The following is a 14854-nucleotide window of genomic DNA, read 5'->3' on the forward strand; positions in this document are numbered from 1 at the left end:
CCCTCACAGGGGTCGTCGCGGGACCATCGGTGTGAACACGCCCGCGCCCCTCTTCGGGCACCTCCGTGAACTCTTCATATTGACGCACAGTGACCCCATGGACCGTATCGACGAGGAATCACAGACGCCGGCGCCGCCCGTGACCTTCACCGGCCGCAAGACGCTCGTGCCCGCCGCGGTCGCCCTGGTCCTGATCGCCGGGGCCCTGCTGATCCGCCCCGCCCGGACCGGTGACGACGCCCGCCCGCCGGGGCCGAGCGAACGCGCCGCGTCGGCGGTGGGCATGGGTGCTCCAGCGGCGGCGGTGGACCTGACGGCGCTGGTGGCGGACCGGGAGAAGTGGGTCGCGAAGCACGCGGACGACGACGCCTCGTGGGCCGTCCTCGGCTCCGCGTACGTCGAACAGGCCCGGCGCACCGCGGACTCGGGCTGGTTCCCGAAGGCGGAGAAGGCGCTGAAGCGCTCGCTGGAGGTCCGCCCGGCGGAGAAGGGCAACTTCGACGCGATGACGGGCATGGGCGCGCTGGCCAATGTCCGCCGGGACTTCGGGACCGCCAGGAAGTGGGGTGAGCTCGTACGGGCGCAGGCGCCGAAGCGCTGGACGGCGTACCCGGTGCTCGTGGACGCGTACACGGGGCTCGGCGACTACAAGGGCGCGCAGAAGGCGATGGAGCTGCTGCTGGAGCTGCGGCCGGGCCTGGCGGCGTACGTGCGGGCCTCGCAGGTGTACCGGGACCGCGGCTGGCGCGAGGACGCGGTGGTCTCGATGGAGCAGGCGGCCGGCGCGGCGAAGGCCCCGGCGGAGAAGGCGTACGCGCTGTTCCGGCTCGGGGAGCTGTCGTGGGAGCGGGGCGACGCGGCGGAGGCGCTGCGGCAGTACGAGGGTGCGCTGCGGACGGATCCGGCGCAGGCGGAGGCGCTGGGCGGCCGGGCGCGTGCGCTGGCCGCGCTGGGCCGCTCCGGGGAGGCGGTGCGGGACTACCGGCTGGCGCTGGGCCGGACCCCGGTGCCGCAGCTGGCCAGGGAACTGGGCGAGCTGCTGGAGTCGCTGGGCCGGACGCAGGAGGCGCGCGTTCCGTACGACATGATCGGCCCGCTGGCGGCGCGCGACGCTCAGAACGGCGTCAACGACGACGTGGTCCTCGGCCTGTACGAGGCGGACCACGGCGATCCGGCGGCGGCGGTGCGGCGGCTGTCGCAGGAGTGGTCGCGGCACAAGAGCGTGCAGGTGGCGGACGCGCTGGGGTGGGCGCTGCACCAGGCGGGCGAGGACGAGGCGGCGCTGGAGTACGCGAAGAAGGCCACGGAACAGGGCCTGCGCAGCTCGGACTTCTCGTACCACCGGGCGATGATCGAGCGCGGCCTCGGCGATGTGGCGGCGGCCCGCCGCCACCTGCAGGAGACCGCGCGGACGAACCCGCACTTCTCGCCGCTGCGCGGGCCGCTGGCCAAGGCGGCCCTGGCGGCGATCGGCCAGCCACCGCCGGGCGGCCCGGAGCACCTGCAGCCGGCCACTCCGTGGGTGGAGCCGGAGCTGCCCAAGCCGAATCCCAAGCCGAAGGCGTCCCAGGAGCCGAAGGCGTCTCCGTCGCCCTCCGGCCGCTGACCGCCCTGTCCCCGGCCCGCCGACCCGGCTGACCGGCCGACCCGGTTGGCTGGCCGACCCGGCCGGCCGGCGCCGCGGCCCTCCCCTCATGGAGCCGCGACGCCATCGGCCAGGACACGGGCGGGCCCCCCGGCGCCGGCCGGGGGGCCCGAAGCCGCTGGGGACGGCTAGAGGTTGCCGCGCTTCTCCTGCTCGCGCTCGATCGCCTCGAACAGGGCCTTGAAGTTGCCCTTGCCGAAGCCCATCGAGCCGTGGCGCTCGATGATCTCGAAGAAGACGGTCGGGCGGTCCTGCACCGGCTTGGTGAAGATCTGCAGCAGGTAGCCGTCCTCGTCGCGGTCGGCGAGGATCTTCAGCTCGCGCAGCTCGTCGATCGGCACCCGGGTGTCGCCGACCCACTCGCCGAGCGTGTCGTAGTAGCTGTCCGGGACGGAGAGGAACTGGACGCCGGCGGCGCGCATCGAGCGCACGGTCGCGACGATGTCGTTCGAGGCCAGCGCGATGTGCTGGACACCGGGGCCGCCGTAGAACTCCAGGTACTCGTCGATCTGCGACTTCTTCTTCGCGATCGCCGGCTCGTTGATCGGGAACTTGACCTTCTTGGTGCCGTCCGCGACCACCTTGGACATCAGCGCCGAGTACTCGGTCGCGATGTCGTCGCCCACGAACTCCTTCATGTTCGTGAAGCCCATGACCTTGTTGTAGAACGCGACCCACTCGTTCATCCGGCCGAGTTCGACGTTGCCGACGCAGTGGTCGATGGCCTGGAAGGTCCGCTTGGCCGGGGGCGCGACCATCGGCTCGACGGCCACGTAGCCGGGGAGGTACGGGCCGGTGTAGTCGCCGCGCTCGACCAGCGTGTGGCGGGTCTGGCCGTACGTCGCGATCGCGGCGAGCACGACGGTGCCGTGCTCGTCCTTGACCTCGTAGGGCTCGTCCAGGCCGCGGGCGCCCTGCTCGACGGCGTACGCGTACGCCGCGCGGACGTCCGGGACCTCGATGGCGAGGTCGATGACGCCGTCGCCGTGCTCGGCGACGTGCTCGGCCAGGAAGCGGCCGTGGTCGGTCGCCGGCTTGATGACCGAGGTCAGCACGAAGCGCGCGGAGCCGTTGGTCAGGACGTAGCTGGCCGTCTCGCGGCTGCCGTTCTCCGGTCCGGAGTAGGCCACGAGCTTCATGCCGAAGGCGGTCGAGTAGTAGTGCGCGGCCTGCTTGGCGTTGCCGACGGCGAAGACGACCGCGTCCATGCCCTTCACCGGGAAGGGGTCGGCCTCACGCGCGGTGTGCGGGGTGGTGTCGAGGGTCTCAGTCATGAGCGCAGAGTCCCGCCGATCCACAAGCTGCGCAATAGTTTCCTGTTTGGCTGTACAGGATGACCAGTCTGAGCGCAGGATGGCTGAAACATCTGTGCACTATGACCACCCACGGGCACGCGTGGGCACCTGGAGGCGTCCATGGGCATCGACGAACTCGACGGCCGGCTCATCGTCCTGCTCGCCCGCGAGCCCCGGATCGGGGTCCTGGAGGCTTCCAGGCGTCTCGGCGTGGCCCGCGGGACGGTGCAGGCGCGCCTCGACCGGCTCCAGTCGAACGGGGTCATCCGCGGGTTCGGTCCGCAAGTCGACCCGACGGCCCTCGGGTATCCGGTGACCGCCTTCGCCACACTGGAGATCAAGCAGGGGCAGGGGGCCGACGTACGGGCCCACCTGGACGGGGTGCCGGAGGTACTGGAGCTGCACACCACCACCGGGCACGGGGACATGCTGTGCCGGCTGGTGGCGCGGTCCAACGCCGACCTGCAACGGGTGATCGACCGCGTCGTCGGGTTCGAGGGGATCGTGCGGGCCTCGACGGCGATCGTGATGGAGAACCCCGTGCCCCTGCGGATCATCCCGCTGGTCGAGCAGGCGGCCGGGGACGACACCCGGGTCTGACATCCAAAGAAGACGTTGCAAAGAAACCCTTGCACAGGATTCTTTGCAACTCTATCGTCGAGCCATGCCCGAGAAGCCGGTGGAACCCGCAGGGCCTGCGGAACCCGCAGAGCCCCACGTCCGTACGCTCGACGCCCGTTCACTGCGCGGCCTCGCCCATCCCCTGCGCATCCGCCTGCTGGGCGCCCTGCGCCACGACGGCCCCGCGACCGCCTCCCGGCTGGCCGACCGGCTCGGGGAGTCGAGCGGCGCCACCAGCTACCACCTGCGCCAGCTCGCGGCGCACGGGTTCGTCGAGGACGCGCCCGAGCACGGCAAGGGCCGCGAACGCTGGTGGCGGGCCGTGTACGACGCCACGGCGTTCGACGAGACGCTGACGCTCGACGAGGACCCGGCCGTGCGCGGCGCGGCGGACCTCTTCCTGCACGAGATCGCGACGATCCACACGCAGGAGCTGAGCACCTGGCTCGGCAACGCCCACAACTGGCCCACGGAGTGGCGGCGCGGCGCGGACATGAGCGACTTCACCCTGCACCTGACCCCCGCGCAGAGCCACGAACTGATCCACAAGATGCACGACCTGATCAACAGCTATCGCGACCTGCCGGCCTCGGAGGGCACGAAGGCGGTCCGCTTCCACACGCACGCCTTCCCGCGCGAGACGGCCGAGGAAGGCACCCGCCGAGCCGAGTAGCGCCCCCTCCACGCCCTCCCCCCTCATGCCAGGAGTCCCGCTGTGCACGCCTTACTCCCCGACGGGCCGCCGCGCGCGGAGCGCCGTACGGACAAGCGCCCGCTGATCGCCGTACTGGCCGCCAACACCATCTCCATAGCCGGAAGTTCACTGACCCTCATCGGCGTGCCGTGGTTCGTGCTGCAGACCACCGGCAGCGCCGGCCGGGCCGGGGTCGTCGCCTTCTGCGCCACCCTGCCCGTCGTCGTGGCGGCCCTGGTCGGCGGCCCGGTCATCGACCGGATCGGCCGCCGCCGGGTCTCCGTCGCCTCCGACCTGATCAGCGGTCTGGCGGTCGGCGCGATCCCGCTGCTGCACCACGCGGGCGTGCTGGAGTTCTGGATGCTGTGCGCGCTGATGGCCCTCGGCGGCCTCGTGCACACCCCGGGCCTGACCGCCCGGGGCGTGCTCCTGCCGAACCTGGCCGAGCACGCCGGCACCACCGTCACCCGGGCGGCCGGACTCTACGACGCGGTCTCGCGCGGGGCCCGGATGATCGGGGCCGCCGTGGCCGGCGTACTGATCGCGGCCTTCGGCGCCGAGACCGTACTGCTGCTGGACGCGGCGACCTTCGGTGCGTCGGCGCTGCTGGTCGCCGTGTTCCTGCGCGGGGTCCCGGCCGCCGAGCCGCAACGGGCCGCCGGGAAGGCGTCCTTCGCGGCGTACCGCGCCGAACTGGCCGAGGGCTGGGCCTTCCTGACCCGCTCCCGGCTGCTGCTGGGCATCACGGTGATGGTCATGATGACCAACGGCCTGGACCAGGGCTGGTCCTCGGTACTGCTGCCGGTGCACGGCCGGGACGCCCTCGGCGGGGCCGCCACGCTCGGCCTGATGATCTCCCTCTTCGGCGGCTTCGCGCTGCTGGGCGCCCTGTTCTACGGGATGTGGGGGGAGCGGTTCCCGCGCCGGGCGGTGTTCGCCGGGGCCTTCCTGGTCTCCGGGGCGACCCGGTACGTGGTGGCCGCCGTCACCGACACCCCGCTGCCGCTCGCGGTGACGATGGCCCTGGCCGGGCTGGGCGCGGGCGTGCTCAACCCGATCCTGACGACGGTCATGTACGAGCAGGTGCCGGAGGAGCTGCGCAGCCGCGTCGCGGGGGTGACCACGGCCGGCTGTGAGCTGACCATGCCGCTGGGCGGGCTGGCGGCGGGCCTGCTGGTCGACGGGTTCGGGGTCGGCCGGGCGCTGCTGCTGTTCGGCGGCACCTACCTGCTGACGACGCTCGCCCCGCTGGTCTTCCCCGCCTGGCGCGGCCTGGACCGGGCGCCGGCCGTCAGCAGGACGGAACGTCCTCTCCCCGCTTCAGCGCGCGCAGGGAGTTCACCGCGTCCGTGAGCGAGGTGACGGGGACCAGCCGCAGGCCTTCGGGGAGCTCGGAGCGCGCGTCCGCGCACTCGGCCTTCGGTACGAGGAACACGCTCGCCCCGTCGCGCCGCGCGGCCTGGGTCTTCAGGGCCACTCCGCCGACCGCGCCGACCGTGCCGTCGGCGGTGATGGTTCCCGTACCGGCGATGCTGCGTCCGCCGGTGAGGTCGCCGCCGCTGCCGTCGCCGTCGAGCTTGTCGACGACGCCGAGGGAGAAGAGGAGGCCGGCGCTGGGGCCGCCGACGTCGGCGAGGTTGAGGTCGACCTTCACGTCCTCGGGGTCCTTGTGGAGGTAGCCGAGCGCGGCCTCGGCGGCGGCCGACTGCGACTTGGCCATTTCCTCCAGGTTGTGCTTCTCGATCTCCTCGTCGCTTCCGCCCGAGGAGTAGACGGCCTCCTTGGGCATGACCGCCTGGTCGGTCTTGAACCAGTGGTCGACGAGCTCGTGCAACCGCATGGTCGAGGACGGCCCGGTGGCCCGGATGGTGGTCATCCGCAGCTGGCCCTCGGTCTCCCGGACGGGCGCCCCGCTGACGGTGATGACCGGCTTGCCCTGGTCGGACCCGAGCACGTCGGCCGTCGGCCCGGGCACGGCGACCACGTAGGGCAACGGCGCGAAGGCCGCGGCGACGAGCAACCCGACCACGGGTACGGCGCAGACGGCCAGGGCAACGGGACGCGACAGACGTGAGAGGGCTGAGAGCACGCGCCCAATCTATCCGGCCGCGCACAGCTCCGGCCCCGCCGGCCAATCCAGCCCCCCGCGCCACTTCAACCCCGCCGGGCCGATCCGCCCGCGCGACGCAGCACCGCCGGGCCGATCCGGCCGCGCCGACCTAATCCAGCCCGCCGGCGTTCGAGGCGCTCTTCCAGCCCCGCCGGCGTTTGAGGCGCGGGGGCTCGGGGGCAGCGCCCCCGGCAGCGCGGCAGGAAGCCCCCCCGATCCGCCGAGCCCGCGGCCTAGCGAAGGGCGTCGGCGACTTCGCGCGCCGCGTCCACCACCCTCGGCCCCACCCGCTCCGGCACCGCGTCCGCCAGCATGACGACCCCGACGCTGCCCTCCAGCCCGGTGATCCCCACGAGCGGCGCGGCAGCGCCGCTCGCGCCCGCTTCGAGCTCGCCGTGCGTCAGCGTGTACCCGGGTTCGATGAGGGAGCCCTGACGGGCGGCCAGGATGGCCCGCCCGGCGGCCCCGCGGTCCAGCGGGTGGCGGAAGCCGGCCCGGTAGGCCACGTGGTAGTCCGTCCAGGTCGGCTCCACGACGGCGACGGCGAGCGCCTCGGTACCGTCGACGAGGGTCAGGTGGGCGGTGGCGCCTATGTCCTCGGCGAGGGAGCGCAGCGCGGGCAGGGCCGCCTCGCGTACGAGGGGGTGCACCTGCCGGCCCAGCCGCAGTACGCCGAGACCGACGCGGGCCCGGCCGCCGAGGTCGCGGCGGACCAGGGCGTGCTGTTCGAGCGTGGCGAGGAGTCGGTAGACCACGGTGCGGTTCACACCGAGGCGGTTGGAGAGCTCGGTGACGGTCAGACCGTGGTCGGTGTCGGCGAGCAGTTTGAGGACTCTGAGCCCTCTGTCGAGAGTCTGGGAGGTTTCCGCGGTCACGACGCCTCTCCCTCTTTCGGTGAGCGGCGGTGACTCTCGGGGTGGAACGCCGCCGGTCCCGCGGCGGCGCACGGAGAGGCCGCCGGTAGCGGCCATGGCACCGGCTGCGCTCCCGCGGCGGCGCTGCCACGGTGCGTTCGATGCGGGGACAGTAGCGAGCAGGTCCGCTCAGCGGAAGGGCTCGTCCAGAATCCGGGCGCGTGCTACCCGTTTATGCCGATTCCTGATCGCTACCGGTGCCGATTCGTAACCTCACTTTGCACAGGAGGCCTTCACCGCCCCACGACCGCCCTGGGCGGCACCGCGGACGGCCTCCCGTACGGGGCCGGGGCGTTCACGGCAGAACGGGGTCCGTGCGATGCTCCGCACGGACCCCGTCCCCTGTTCTGTGTGAACTGCTCTGTGTGAACCGTTCTCGTGGACTCACCGCATGCGGGTGGCCCACTCCTGCACCTTCTTGATCCGCTCGCGCAGCTGCCCCGCCGTCGCCTCCGCGCTCGGCGGCCCGCCGCACACCCGGCGCAGCTCCGTGTGGATCACCCCGTGCGGCTTGCCGCTCTGGTGGACGTACGCGCCGACCATCGTGTTCAGCGACTTCCGCAGCTCCAGCAGCTCCTTGTGCGAGACCACCGGCCGCCGCTCCGCCGGCAGCTCCAGCAGGTCCGCCTCGGAGTCCGGCTTGCGGCGGCTGTGCGCGATCTGCCGCGACTGCCGCTTCTGCAGCAGCATCTGCACCTGGTCCGGTTCCAGCAGTCCGGGGATGCCGAGGTAGTCCTGCTCCTCCTCGCTGCCAGGGTGCGCCTGCATGCCGAACTCGGCGCCGTCGTAGAGCACCCGGTCGAAGACCGCGTCGGACTCCAGCGCCTCGAAGGACATCTGCTCGTCCTCGCCGGTGTCCTCGTCCTCCTGCTTGTTCGCCTCGTCCATCTCCTTCTCGGACTCGGCGTACGGGTCTTCCTCGCCCTGCTTCTTCGGCTTGTCGAGGACGTGGTCGCGCTCGACCTCCATCTCGTTGGCGAAGCCGAGGAGGTAGGGGATGGTCGGCAGGAACACGGACGCGGTCTCGCCGCGCCTGCGCGAGCGCACGAAGCGCCCGACGGCCTGGGCGAAGAAGAGGGGGGTCGAGATCGTCGTCGCGTACACGCCCACCGCGAGGCGCGGTACGTCGACGCCCTCGGACACCATCCGGACCGCGACCATCCAGCGGCTGCCGTCCGCGCTGAACTCGTCGATCCGCTTCGACGCGCCGGTGTCGTCGGAGAGCACCACGGTCGCCTTGCTGCCCGTGATCTCCCGCAGCAGCTTGGCGTAGGCGCGCGCCGAGTCCTGGTCGGAGGCGATGACGAGGCCGCCCGCGTCGGGGATGCCCTTCCTGACCTCCGTCAGCCGCTGGTCGGCGGCGCGCAGCACGTTCGGCATCCAGTCGCCGCGCGGGTCCAGCGCGGTGCGCCAGGCCTGCGAGATGGCGTCCTTCGTCATCGGCTCGCCGAGCTTGGCGGCGATCTCGTCGCCCGCCTTGGTGCGCCAGCGCATGTTGCCGCTGTAGGAGAGGAAGATGACGGGCCGGACGACGCCGTCGCCGAGTGCGTTCCCGTAGCCGTAGGTGTAGTCGGCGGACGACCGGCGGATCCCGTCGTTCCCCTCCTCGTACGAGACGAAGGGGATGGGGTTCGTGTCGGACCGGAAGGGCGTACCGGTCAGGGCCAGTCGCCGGGTCGCCGGGTCGAAGGCCTCCAGGCAGGCCTCGCCCCAGGACTTCGAGTCACCGGCGTGGTGGATCTCGTCGAGGATGACGAGGGTCTTGCGCTGCTCGCAGCGGTTGCGGTGCAGCATCGGGCGCACGCCGACACCGGCGTAGGTGACGGCGACCCCGTGGTAGTCCTTGCTGAGCGGTCCGGCGGAGTACTCGGGGTCCAGCCGGATGCCTATCCGCGCCGCCGCCTCCGCCCACTGCTTCTTCAGGTGTTCGGTCGGCGCGACCACGGTCACCTGCTGGACCACGTGGTGGTGCAGCAGCCAGGAGGCGAGGGTCAGCGCGAAGGTCGTCTTGCCTGCGCCGGGGGTGGCGACCGCGAGGAAGTCCCGCGGCTGCTTCTCGATGTACCGGTCCAGCGCTCCCTGCTGCCAGGCGCGCAGTTTGCCCGCCGTACCCCAAGGGGCGCGGCCGGGGAAGGCGGGTGAGAGGTGGTGGGAGGCGGTAGTAGTCACGGTCTCCGGTTCGTCGCTCTCGGCAGTCGTACGTAGGACAACCGGGCCACCCTACCGGGACGGGCCCGCCCCTCGCGGAGGGACAGGCCCGTGACCTCGCGCGGTGCGGCGAGCGTCACATCGCTTCGTGCAACGCCCGCAGCCTCCGGGCGATCTGTGCCACCTCTTCCAGGGTGCCGGTGGCCACTTCGATCACCAGCTTGTACGACTCGTCCTGATCGACGTCGACCATTTCGGTCCCGTTGAAGTCGAGGAACACGACCGTGCACATCCAGGCCATGCGCTTGTTGCCGTCCACCAGCGGATGGTTCACCGCGAGGGACTGGAGCAGCGCACCGGCCTTTTCGAACAGGTCCGTGTACGCCTCGACCCCGAACATCTGGGATTGCGGCCGGTGCACGGCGGAGCTGAGCAGGCCGAGATCGCGTACCGCGACCTGCTGCCCCCCCATGGCGAGCTCCGCCAGGTCCAGGGCTTCCTGGACGGTCAGGTACTTCACTTACTCCCCCAGGCGGCGCAGCAGGTCGGCGTGGCTCTTCGCGTACTTCGCACCCAGCCGACGCACCGTATCGCGGTCCGCCTCCTGTTCGAGGTAGCGGTCGATCGCCTGGAGCACTACGGCGTGCATGCTGCGGCCCTCCTCCTCGGCACGGAGCTTCAGGGCCTCTTGCTGGTCGTCGCGGAGACGCAGGTTCATCGCCATACCAAAACGGTACCACCCCGATGGGGCCATTGTGGTACTACTTTCCCGGCGGGCCGTCCAGGCGGGTTGCGACCCACGCCCCCACCAGGGCCACGCAGGCCATCGGCAGGAACACCACCACGAAGGCGGCGGGGTGCGAGGCCGACGCCCCGTCCGTCAGGGCGTGGGAGGCGCCGACGGCTCCGCCGCCCAGCGCGGCGAAGGCGGCGCCGCCGCCCGCCAGCAGCACCACGTTCGCCAGCGCGTCCGAGATCTGCAGCGCGGCGGAGTTCGCCCCCGCCTCCTCCGGCGCCGACAGCTTCAGCAGCAGCACGCTCGTGGAACCGATCACCAGCCCCATGCCCAGGCAGCCGACCGCCCAGGCCAGCGCCAGCGTCCACACCGGCACGGACTCGACGAGCACGGCGGGCGCCGCGGCGATGGCCAGGGCCACCATCACCATGCCGGCCACCATCAGCCGCTCCCGGTACGGGGCCATCCGTCCCTTCGACTGCACCCACGAGCCGCCCGCCCAGGTCACTCCGCCCAGCGCGAGCGAGAACCCGGCGAGCGTCGGGCTCAGCCCCCGCTGGGTGACCAGCATCAGCGGTACGAAGCTCTCCGCGGCGATGAACGAGCCCGCGGCCACCCCGCGCAGCAGCACAACGGACGGCAGTCCGCGCCGCGCCAGGTACGTCCCGCGCGGCAGCAGCCCGAGCACGGCGGGCACCAGCAGGGCCGCGCCGGCGATGCCCGGCAGCAGCGACAGCCACCGCAGGTCCTGGGCGGCGTACTGGAGCAGCCCCGCGCCCAGCGAGATCCCGAGGGCCAGCCGGATCCGCCGCCGGTCGAAGGCCACGGGCGGCGCGTCCGGGTCGACGGGCCCGGACGCGGTCCGGCGTATCGCCGGCAGGGCCACGACCAGCGGCACGACGACGAGGGCCGGTATCCCGAGGAACACCCACCGCCAGCCGAGGTGCTCGGTGACCGTCCCCGAGGCAAGCGGCCCGACGATCGAGGGGACCACCCAGCTCGCGGCGAAGGCGGCCATGATGGCGGGGCGCAGCCGCTCCTCGTAGGCCCGGCTGACCACCACGTACAGGGCGACGATGACCAGCCCGCCGCCGAAGCCCTGCACGGCCCGGCCGAGCACGAACACCCACATGGCCCCGGCGGTCCCGGACACCACGAGTCCGGAGGCGAACGAGGCGATGCCGACGGTCAGCGGCCGCAGCGGCCCCTGCCGGTCGGCCCACTGCCCGGACAGGACCATGCCGAAGAGGCTGGTGGTGAAGTAGGCGGAGAAGGCGAAGGCGTAGAGCCCGATCCCCTCCAGCTCGCGCGCGGCGACGGGCATGGCCGTCCCCACGGCGGTGGCCTCGAAGGCGATCAGGAAGATGACGGAGATGATCCCGATGCTGAGCGTCCGGTACGCGGGCCCGAGGACCCCGCCCTGCTGCAGGGGCGGGATCGGCACGGTTCGCTGGGGCACGCGGGGCTCGAGGGCACTCATCGCCCCAGAGTAAGGTGCGTAGCCCCATCTCGACCCTGTCTATTCGACGGATCCCGCCTCCTCCCGGAGACCTAGGCCATCGGGTCACTGTGAACGCGGCATGGCAGTCGTGTTGCACCCGCCGCGCAGCCCTTCCCGCTCCCCCGCGGCCCCCGTACGGTCGTGCACATCACCACCTCACAGCCGTGTGCCCGAGTGGTTGAGGGACTCGCCTGCAAAGCGAGTTACGCCGGTTCGATTCCGGTCACGGCTTCCAGGGCCTGACCAGGCCAAACGACGGGGATGCACTCTAGTCAGGGTGCATCCCCGTCGCTGTCCGTCTCGTTTTCCGTCTCAGTTGGCCGCTGCGGCTCGCACGCCGGCCCAGAGCTTCCTACCGGTCATCTTTCGGCTGCAGCGCAGGCAACCAACACTTGCTCAAGGAACCTGCGCCTGCGAAGCAGCGTTCGTCGCTCTCCGCGCGGTGTCCGCGACCATTTTCATGGCCTCGTTGTCGTGACGCCGCAGGATGATAATGACCGCCATGGAGATGAGACTTGGACCGCAAAGCAAAGAGGCGAGCCACCAAGCATCCTTGGCCACGTAGACTCCGCCAGCCAGCATGGCAACGCTCAGAACCGCACCAACAACAAGGCTGGTCATGCGGAATCGATGATTGCGCATCTCACGCACTTCACGCGTCTGCCGTTCGGCCCTCTTCTCCTGCATATCCAATTGCTTGAGGCGAACCTGATGCTCGCGCTTCAATTGCGGCTCAAGAGCTGCCAGCGCAACCTGAAGCTGCTCAGGTCCACCGAGCGCCTGTCCCCACTTCATCGCAATCTCAAGTCCGGCGGACAGCAGGGGATCGTCCCCCCTCGGCACTGGAGCGGTGCTGCTGTTTTCAAGGCTCACTGTTCCGCGCCTCCACCGCCGCGACCGGCTGGTTCATAGTCCATCGCCGATGACTCAGGAGGCGGACCGAGGAGAAGAAAGAGCCGAGCAAGCGTATGTTCAATTGTTTCCTCTGCTGCCAACACAGCCTCATCCTGCTTGCACTGCTCAAAGGCCCTACGGAGGGAGCTGTTAACCGACCGCGCCCAGGGAAGCTCGGAGAGAGCACGCCAAATATCCTCACCCAGGCGATTCACGAAGGGGCGACGATCAACATCGACAGCCAGTCCGCGTAGTCGACCGATAAATTCCTCGATCGCTTCAACAAGGCCCCAGTCGTCCTCCAGCGCCATGGCACCGTCCCGGAGAATGCCACGTTCAACAAGGAGGAGCCGAACCCCTTCCGGCGTACGATCCTGGCGCGAGTCACTCAAGCGATTAAGGATCACCGCACCAGTTGCCAACCACTTCTGTACATGGCGTTGATATTCCGGATCGGCCCAGCCCACCTTTAGGCTTGGATTGGGAGGATCGACAAATGCCTTCCTAATAGCATCGCGGCGACTCTGCCGATCGGCGGTGACGTCGACCGGGCCACGACGTACGGCCACGCGTCGCTCGGCCATCCTCACTGGGGCCCTAGTCTCCTGCTGGTCCTTCTTGCCAAGCCTACGGAAAAAGCCCATGCGTCCTCCCTGCACCTGACTCGTCGTTAGCCTAGCGAGACCGTGCGCGCTGGGGGAGGTCCTTGCGGCAAGGGCTGGCACTCTTTCCTTGATCACCCAGGGGATGGGGGCGACCCTCGCATAGCTGTCTTGCCCCCACCCGCTGAGCCATCACTACTTAGCCACGACGCGTCAACTCGCTTAATCTGCGGAGTCGCCTGCTGCGTCGCCGGCTGCCCAGATCAGGGCATCGACCTGCCCGGCGATACTACTTCGTACGCCGTCCACCATGTGCTGGTACCGAGCGGCCATAGCGGTGGTCGACCACCCCATGAGACCCATGACAGCGCGCTCGGGAACTCCGAGGATCAGCAGCACCGTCGCGGCCGTGTGCCGGGCGTCGTGCAGGCGTCCGTCCCGGACGTTCGCCCCAGCAGAGCCTTCCACTCGGCCCAGTCCCTGCGGTGGGGGGGGACTGCGTCCCTGTTCGTCGGGGAACACCAGCCGGTTCTCCTGCCATCGCTTGGCCGCCGCCCGCTCCTTCTCCTGTGCCGTCCGGTGGTTACGGAGCAGGTCGACGAGTTGGTCGGGCAGGCCGACAGCTCGGCGGCCCGCCCGAGACTTCGTGATGGACAGCTCAGGGTTCGTGCGCCGCCGCTGCGGGCAGTAGCCGGCCGCCTTGCGCCCGCATGGTTCCGCGCACCCGTGCGCGTACTGCGGCCGATGACGGCTACGACGGACCACGAGGAAGCCACCCTCAAGGTCCACGTCATCCCATGTCAGCCCCAGTACTTCCCCCTGGCGCAACCCGAGGGCAAGAGCGACCGCCCACCGTGCCGAGTTGCGGTGCCTTTCGGCGGCGGTCAGCAGTCGCTGCACTTCCTGCACGCTGTAGGGCTCCACCTCGTAGTCCCCTGTCTTGGGTGCCTTGGCCAACTGAACGGGGTTCTTGCCGAGATGACCGCGCCGCACGGCTTCGTTGAGGGCGGTGCGGAAGGTCCGGTGAACCTGATGTGCGGTCGCTGACTTACTGCCGTTGGCCTGCATCTGGGCGTAGAACGTCTCGATGTGTTCGGGCTTGAGCCTGTCGAGTCGGTGCGCCCCCAGCCCCGGGATCAGGAACTCGGGGGATTCCCAGTCCGCCATGCTCTGGACCAACCGGGCATTGGACTACGCATCCGAACTGGATGACCCAACGCTGAGCGCGTATGTCTTCCAGCGCCGCAGCAACATCGCGGCAGAGGCCGGGCAGGCCGGATACGCGGTCGGGTTGGCGAACGCGGCCCTCAAGCAGGCGCAGAAGTTACCCCCCGACGTCCAAGCTGTGGCCCTCCGGGCACGTGCCTACTCCGAGGCCCTGCTGGGGCATTCCAACGACTCGGCGCGGGCGCTTGACGAGGCTCGGACGTTCGCTGATCACGAGATAGATCCTGCCGGGCTGGCCCCGTACTGCTCCGTCTCGTACATCGACATGGAGGCGGCGACCTGCGCCTTGCAGCTGCGGCGCCCGGAGGAGGCCTTGCGGACACTGGAAGCGAGCCTCGCCCGGTGGCCGGCCGAACAACAGCGTGACCGTGGTCTTGCCCCTGGCTCGCCTCGCAACCGCATACGCCCAGCTTGAAGACGTGGAGGGCGCCTACGGCGCCGCATCAGAAGCCGCCGCGATCGCTCAA

At 70.6% G+C, this 14854-nt stretch carries 15 protein-coding genes and 1 tRNA gene; 6 read left to right on the forward strand and 10 right to left on the reverse strand.

Features of this window, described 5'->3' with window-relative positions:
* The first annotated feature begins 97 nt into the window (after positions 1 to 97).
* Positions 98 to 1606 carry a tetratricopeptide repeat protein gene (locus tag ACZ6JT_RS17185; RefSeq protein ID WP_469210607.1) on the forward strand — a complete coding sequence of 503 codons (1509 nt, stop codon included), beginning with the start codon at positions 98 to 100 and terminating at the stop codon, positions 1604 to 1606.
* A gap of 167 nt (positions 1607 to 1773) precedes the next feature.
* Here the strand turns inward: ACZ6JT_RS17185 and hppD are convergent, their stop codons facing one another.
* Entirely contained in the window at positions 1774 to 2919 is a 1146-nt protein-coding gene (gene hppD, locus ACZ6JT_RS17190; protein ID WP_383567870.1) for a 4-hydroxyphenylpyruvate dioxygenase, read from the reverse strand.
* Between the two features lie 141 nt (positions 2920 to 3060).
* Between hppD and ACZ6JT_RS17195 the strand changes: the two genes are divergently transcribed.
* The 3 genes from ACZ6JT_RS17195 (at position 3061) to ACZ6JT_RS17205 (ending at position 5608) form a co-directional block, all read left to right on the forward strand.
* Entirely contained in the window at positions 3061 to 3540 is a 480-nt protein-coding gene (locus ACZ6JT_RS17195) for an Lrp/AsnC family transcriptional regulator (RefSeq protein ID WP_469210610.1), read from the forward strand.
* A 64-nt stretch (positions 3541 to 3604) separates the two neighbouring features.
* On the forward strand, positions 3605 to 4234 hold the full coding sequence (locus ACZ6JT_RS17200) for an ArsR/SmtB family transcription factor (RefSeq protein WP_469210612.1): 630 nt from the start codon (positions 3605 to 3607) through the stop codon (positions 4232 to 4234).
* Positions 4235 to 4276: 42 nt separating this feature from the next.
* The gene (locus tag ACZ6JT_RS17205) at positions 4277 to 5608 is read left to right on the forward strand and encodes an MFS transporter (RefSeq protein ID WP_469210614.1); all 1332 of its coding nucleotides are present in this window, start codon (positions 4277 to 4279) and stop codon (positions 5606 to 5608) included.
* Here the strand turns inward: ACZ6JT_RS17205 and ACZ6JT_RS17210 are convergent.
* From ACZ6JT_RS17210 to ACZ6JT_RS17235, 6 genes are all read right to left on the reverse strand, one after another.
* Positions 5547 to 6344: a YlbL family protein gene (locus tag ACZ6JT_RS17210; protein WP_469210615.1), complete on the reverse strand. Its 798-nt coding sequence runs from the start codon at positions 6342 to 6344 to the stop codon at positions 5547 to 5549. The two genes, ACZ6JT_RS17205 and ACZ6JT_RS17210, sit on opposite strands and share 62 nt — an antisense overlap.
* 254 nt (positions 6345 to 6598) lie before the next feature.
* On the reverse strand, positions 6599 to 7240 hold the full coding sequence (locus ACZ6JT_RS17215) for an IclR family transcriptional regulator (RefSeq protein WP_007264382.1): 642 nt from the start codon (positions 7238 to 7240) through the stop codon (positions 6599 to 6601).
* A 423-nt stretch (positions 7241 to 7663) separates the two neighbouring features.
* Positions 7664 to 9448, reverse strand: a complete 1785-nt coding sequence (locus ACZ6JT_RS17220; RefSeq protein WP_469210617.1) for a DEAD/DEAH box helicase — start codon at positions 9446 to 9448, stop codon at positions 7664 to 7666.
* 115 nt (positions 9449 to 9563) lie between these two features.
* Entirely contained in the window at positions 9564 to 9947 is a 384-nt protein-coding gene (locus tag ACZ6JT_RS17225; RefSeq protein ID WP_469210619.1) for a type II toxin-antitoxin system death-on-curing family toxin, read from the reverse strand.
* Positions 9948 to 10145 (reverse strand): Arc family DNA-binding protein, encoded by a 198-nt coding sequence (locus ACZ6JT_RS17230; RefSeq protein ID WP_469210738.1) that lies wholly within the window; start codon positions 10143 to 10145, stop codon positions 9948 to 9950.
* Positions 10146 to 10188: 43 nt separating this feature from the next.
* Positions 10189 to 11643: an MFS transporter gene (locus ACZ6JT_RS17235; protein WP_469210621.1), complete on the reverse strand. Its 1455-nt coding sequence runs from the start codon at positions 11641 to 11643 to the stop codon at positions 10189 to 10191.
* A gap of 181 nt (positions 11644 to 11824) precedes the next feature.
* Between ACZ6JT_RS17235 and ACZ6JT_RS17240 the strand changes: the two genes are divergently transcribed.
* A tRNA-Cys gene (locus tag ACZ6JT_RS17240) sits at positions 11825 to 11899 on the forward strand.
* Between the two features lie 161 nt (positions 11900 to 12060).
* Here the strand turns inward: ACZ6JT_RS17240 and ACZ6JT_RS17245 are convergent.
* From ACZ6JT_RS17245 to ACZ6JT_RS17255, 3 genes are all read right to left on the reverse strand, one after another.
* A complete protein-coding gene (locus ACZ6JT_RS17245; protein ID WP_469210623.1) occupies positions 12061 to 12537 on the reverse strand; it encodes a hypothetical protein in 477 nt (158 codons plus the stop codon).
* On the reverse strand, positions 12534 to 13142 hold the full coding sequence (locus tag ACZ6JT_RS17250; RefSeq protein ID WP_469210625.1) for a hypothetical protein: 609 nt from the start codon (positions 13140 to 13142) through the stop codon (positions 12534 to 12536). The genes ACZ6JT_RS17245 and ACZ6JT_RS17250 overlap by 4 nt, the downstream gene beginning before the upstream one ends.
* A gap of 240 nt (positions 13143 to 13382) precedes the next feature.
* Entirely contained in the window at positions 13383 to 14327 is a 945-nt protein-coding gene (locus ACZ6JT_RS17255; RefSeq protein WP_469210627.1) for a tyrosine-type recombinase/integrase, read from the reverse strand.
* Here ACZ6JT_RS17255 and ACZ6JT_RS17260 point away from each other — a divergent pair.
* Positions 14326 to 14802: a hypothetical protein gene (locus ACZ6JT_RS17260; RefSeq protein WP_469210628.1), complete on the forward strand. Its 477-nt coding sequence runs from the start codon at positions 14326 to 14328 to the stop codon at positions 14800 to 14802. The two genes, ACZ6JT_RS17255 and ACZ6JT_RS17260, sit on opposite strands and share 2 nt — an antisense overlap.
* Positions 14803 to 14854 lie beyond the last annotated feature (52 nt).

The sequence above is a fragment of the Streptomyces sp. NPDC046308 genome, from assembly GCF_055588065.1.

Excerpts from the sequence above, each read along its gene's own strand:
- ACZ6JT_RS17185 (WP_469210607.1), top strand. The coding sequence starts at position 98 with ATGGACCGTATCGACGAGGAATCACAGACGCCGGCGCCGCCCGTGACC.
- hppD (WP_383567870.1), bottom strand. The coding sequence starts at position 2,919 with ATGACTGAGACCCTCGACACCACCCCGCACACCGCGCGTGAGGCCGAC.
- ACZ6JT_RS17195 (WP_469210610.1), top strand. The coding sequence starts at position 3,061 with ATGGGCATCGACGAACTCGACGGCCGGCTCATCGTCCTGCTCGCCCGC.
- ACZ6JT_RS17200 (WP_469210612.1), top strand. The coding sequence starts at position 3,605 with ATGCCCGAGAAGCCGGTGGAACCCGCAGGGCCTGCGGAACCCGCAGAG.
- ACZ6JT_RS17230 (WP_469210738.1), bottom strand. The coding sequence starts at position 10,145 with ATGAACCTGCGTCTCCGCGACGACCAGCAAGAGGCCCTGAAGCTCCGT.
- ACZ6JT_RS17235 (WP_469210621.1), bottom strand. The coding sequence starts at position 11,643 with ATGAGTGCCCTCGAGCCCCGCGTGCCCCAGCGAACCGTGCCGATCCCG.
- ACZ6JT_RS17250 (WP_469210625.1), bottom strand. The coding sequence starts at position 13,142 with ATGGCCGAGCGACGCGTGGCCGTACGTCGTGGCCCGGTCGACGTCACC.
- ACZ6JT_RS17260 (WP_469210628.1), top strand. The coding sequence starts at position 14,326 with ATGCTCTGGACCAACCGGGCATTGGACTACGCATCCGAACTGGATGAC.
- ACZ6JT_RS17255 (WP_469210627.1), bottom strand. The coding sequence starts at position 14,327 with ATGGCGGACTGGGAATCCCCCGAGTTCCTGATCCCGGGGCTGGGGGCG.